The 4,095-nt window shown below is 55.4% G+C and carries 3 protein-coding genes and 1 pseudogene; 3 read left to right on the forward strand and 1 reads right to left on the reverse strand.

Annotated elements, in window-relative coordinates:
- Window positions 1-973, forward strand: a pseudogene (locus JCM25156_RS23360) (BMP family ABC transporter substrate-binding protein); the annotation flags it as partial.
- Window positions 974-1,228: 255 nt separating this feature from the next.
- Here JCM25156_RS23360 and JCM25156_RS10235 read toward each other — a convergent pair.
- Window positions 1,229-2,947, reverse strand: coding sequence for a sensor domain-containing diguanylate cyclase (locus JCM25156_RS10235; RefSeq protein ID WP_159104985.1), 1,719 nt, complete (start codon window positions 2,945-2,947; stop codon window positions 1,229-1,231).
- Window positions 2,948-3,437: 490 nt separating this feature from the next.
- On the opposite strand from JCM25156_RS10235, the gene JCM25156_RS10240 reads away from it, so the two are divergent.
- Window positions 3,438-3,743: a protoglobin domain-containing protein gene (locus JCM25156_RS10240; RefSeq protein WP_025813012.1), complete on the forward strand. Its 306-nt coding sequence runs from the start codon at window positions 3,438-3,440 to the stop codon at window positions 3,741-3,743.
- The coding region (locus JCM25156_RS23365) for a chemotaxis protein (RefSeq protein ID WP_034959286.1) at window positions 3,712-4,095 on the forward strand (384 nt) is incomplete at its 3' end. The genes JCM25156_RS10240 and JCM25156_RS23365, both read left to right, overlap by 32 nt.

The following is a 4,095-nucleotide window of genomic DNA, read 5'->3' on the forward strand; positions in this document are numbered from 1 at the left end:
CCCTGATCGCCTTCGGGCATGTTGGCCCGGTCAGTGATGGTGGATGGACACGTTGCACCATCAGGCCATGCAGAAACTGCGGGCCGCGTTTCCCGCGCTCCAGACCATGTATGTGGAAGAGATTCCCTATTCCGCCGATGCCGAGCGGATTTTCCGCCATTTCGTGGCGGAAGGCGCGCAGATGGTCTTTGCCACATCCTCCTATGGTGATTTTCTGCGCGATGTAGCGGAGCGCGCGCCGCAGGTCGCCTTCATGGAATGTGACGGACGCAATCCCGGCCCCAATCTGGGGTGGTATTATCTGGCCCACTGGTACCCGAGTTATGTGATTGGCGTGGCGGCCGGTCTGCTGAGCCGCTCGGGGCGTCTGGGCTATATCGCGTCCTTTCCGCTGCCCTCCTGTTACGCCGGGGCCAATGCCACGCTGCTGGGCGCGCGGAGCGTGAACCCGCGGGCGACGGTGCAGGTCATGTCCATCAACGCATGGTTCGACCCGCAGGCGGCCACGCAGGCCGCGCAGGCGCTGGTAGGCACGGGGTGTGATTTCCTGTGCGGGATCATGGATGAACCGGCCTATCTGCGGGTTGCGGAGCAGGCGGGTGTCTGGGCGGCGATGTGGAACAGCGACATGCGCCGCTTCGGTCCGGACCACTATGTCAGTTCGGTCGTGGCGGATTTCAGTCACTTCTATGTGGAACAGGTCAGGGCGCGTCTGAATGGCACATGGACGCCGGGGGAATTCCTGCTGCCACTTGGTGGCGGGGTGGACCGTGATGCATGGGGGCGCAATGTGCCCGTGTCCGTCCAGCAGCAGGCCGATGCCGTGCGGGCGCGTATCATTGGCGGGTGGCAGCCATTTACCGGGCCGTTATATGACAGCCATGGCCATCTTCGCGTGGCGGCGGGCCAGTCCATGGCGGATACGGCGATCTATAACTGGAACTGGGCTGTCGAAGGCGTTACGGGCCTGTGAGCGGGATTTCCGGGAGATTTGATGCCGCGATGTGCGGACGTTATTTTTTTAGAATGTCATATATACTGTGACTGTTTCAGATTGTACAGCCAGTTTTGCCCATATGTAATCATTAAGAAAGTTTTTGGTAAAGCTTTCTTCAAAAAGCTTCAGAAGATGCCGCCTTTTTGAAAAAGAGCGGCACCCAGAAACTTTCATTGTTTTTGTTCATTGATTGATCATGGAACATAATTTGGGCAGAATGAACACGTTGCATCATGTAGCAACAATAATTCGGTCTCTTCCTTCGCTTTTGGCGCGGTAAAGCGCTTCGTCGGCGGCCTTGATAATGGCAGCTCCATTCGTGAATGTACTCTTCCGCCAGAAGGCAATGCCGAAGGACATGGTTATCTGACGCAGTTTTTTCCCGCCGTGGTGGAGTTCGAGCGTCGCCAGGGCCGTACGCAGTCTTTCCGTGTGCATGACGAGCGTATCAAGTGAATCTACCGCGCTGATAATAAGGAATTCCTCACCGCCCAGCCGGCATACAATGTCGTTGCTACGGAATGAATTCTGTATTTCCGCCGCAACGCTGCACAGCACGACATCGCCCGCATCATGCCCGAAATCATCATTCACCTTCTTGAAGTGATCAATATCACCGATGATGATCCCGAAAGTCGTGTTCTCCCTGCGCGAGCGCGCGATTTCGAAACCGAGCATCTCTTCCATATACCTGCGATTGTACAGCCCGGTGAGGGGATCGCGGATGGTCTGCTCACGCAGATCCCGCTGCAGCTTCTGGTTGACAAGCGCCGAGGCTATATTCTCGATAAGCGCCGAGAGAAGAAAGCGATTGTCTTCCGCAACAATGCCCTGAAGATAAAATAGCCCTACGACTTCGCCACTTGCAAGTAATGGTTCGCAATGATAGGCGGTCACGTCCTTTTTTACATGGGAACAGACGACATCATTGCTGTGTGGTGAAACGGAATGGCTCTGCCCCAGTCTCAGTGCCCAGCAGGAATCTGGCGTAAGGCTTTCATGCTCATCCGAAATGTTGCCCCAGTGGGCAATGCGCAGCAACAGGTTGCGTGCATTATTATGTGCGTAAAGCGCGCCATTCATGCCCGGTATGACGCGGGGAACAAATGCGCAAACAATAGCGGAAAGTTCCTGTTCCGTGCGCGCGGCCTGCAGGCGATGCGCCATTTCGCCCAATAATTCCAGGGACTGACCACGGTTTTTCAGGACGTTACTGTTATGTGTCAGTTCCGCATTGGCGGCGACAAGTTTGCGGTCACTGGCTTCCTGTGCTTCCACCGCATCTTCCAGCCGGTCTGCCATGGTATTGTAACCATGCGCGAGCATATCGAATTCGGTGCAGCCCATAAGGCCATTGACCCGCACCTTGAGATCTCCATTCCCGAAATCCGACATGGCGAGCAGGATCATCCGTATGGGGTTGCGGATGCCACGCATGACAAGAAGAAGCAGGCCGCCGACCAGCAGGATGATGATAAGGGTGCCGCCAATGACCAGTTGCTGGTTCCACGCGGCGTGGGCTTTCAGGGTTGCGATCCGCTCCAGAAGTAATTCGTGCTCGGTTTCCTGTATTTCGTTTATCTGCTGAACCAGAAGCCCCATGTCAACGCGCCCGCGTCCGCTCAGGACTTCGGTTCGGGCTTCATCAAAACGCCCTTCACGCGCCAGGTCTATCAGTTGTTTTATGGTCAGGATCCGCTGTGACACCGCCACCTGCAGCGCCATGGAGCGCTTGTACTGTAGCGGATTGTCCCTGACCAGCTGTTCGAGAAGTGTTTCCCTGGAAGTAATGCCGTTGATGAGATTATCAAAGTTTTCCGCGAACGAGGCATTCCGGGTCAGAAGATAGCCGCGCTCTTCGGATTGCGCTTCGCGTAAATCCGAAAGCGTTTCCGACATGATTTCGGTAATTTTCTGCTTGCGGGAATTCCACTCGAAACTGGCCGTCATATTATGGGACGCGGACAGCAGCAGCCCCGAAAGACAGACCATGCTGATACTGACTATGGACCCAACGGCAATGATGCGGGATGTAAGGGAGTGTAACACATAATCCTCGAAAAACAGGTAATAATTATCTGGCTCAGTGATGGAAATGTCTGGTGCTGTTCTATTGGCGGTGTGGACTGTTCATGGCAACCGTTCCCGCATCCAATCTAATATCGAATTGTTAATAAATTATCGTCGTCTCCGTTTTCGCTTCCGTAAGGCGGTCAGGGGGTGAAGGGGTGTCAGGCTCCGGTGGCATTGGGGGGTAAGGCGACTGGTATTCGCGCGGTTTTTCCGGCTGTCCGGGCGCGTCGTTAACCTGCCCGTTTTCTGGATTTCCAACTACACTATTTATTACCGTGCCCGGAAGATGTTATTGAGAAGGTTGCATTAACATATATCACGATTGTATGATAATCGAAACCCCGAATAGACCTCTCCGGAGTGCCCAATGCCCGATACGCTACGCAAAATAGCCGAAGCAGACAGAGTGCAGGCTGAAATCCTGGCCGTCAGCGAACGCCTGGAATTCATGCAGATGACCCCGCAAAGCTGCGCGGCGCTCCGTTCGCTCAAGGCACTGGTGCGGCGGGAACTGCCTATTGCGCTTGATAAATTCTATCAGCAGGTCAGGAAAACACCGGACACTAGGAAGTTTTTCTCAACCGAGAAAGATATTGATCGCGCAAAGACGGCGCAGGAAGGTCATTGGGGAAATATTTCCGATGGTATATCGGCGGCTACGCATCATCCTTGACCACCTCGTCAAGGCGGCGATCAAGGAACATTTTCCCAAACGTCGCCTGTTCCCCGATGGGGGCATGAGTGCCGCGGCGTTCGGGGAGGCGCTGGGCAGTCTGACCAAGGCGGTGTTGCTGGATATGGATCTGGCCATTTCCGTCTATATCGACGAGGCGGAAAAGGCCAAGCTGGCAGGGCAGGCCAGCGCGATCGAGAAGGAACAGAAGCTCGTCTGCGAAAGCTTCGGCACGACCATGGCCCGCGTTGCGGGCAAGGATCTGACGTGTGAAGTCAGGGGCGAACTGCCCAAGGCCTACCAGCCGCTGCGGGCGGATTTCAACAACGCGGTCGGCACGCTGCGGCAGTCT

The sequence above is a fragment of the Komagataeibacter kakiaceti JCM 25156 genome, assembly GCF_000613305.1.

Excerpts from the sequence above, each read along its gene's own strand:
- JCM25156_RS10235 (WP_159104985.1), bottom strand. The coding sequence starts at position 2,947 with ATGACGGCCAGTTTCGAGTGGAATTCCCGCAAGCAGAAAATTACCGAA.
- JCM25156_RS10240 (WP_025813012.1), top strand. The coding sequence starts at position 3,438 with ATGCCCGATACGCTACGCAAAATAGCCGAAGCAGACAGAGTGCAGGCT.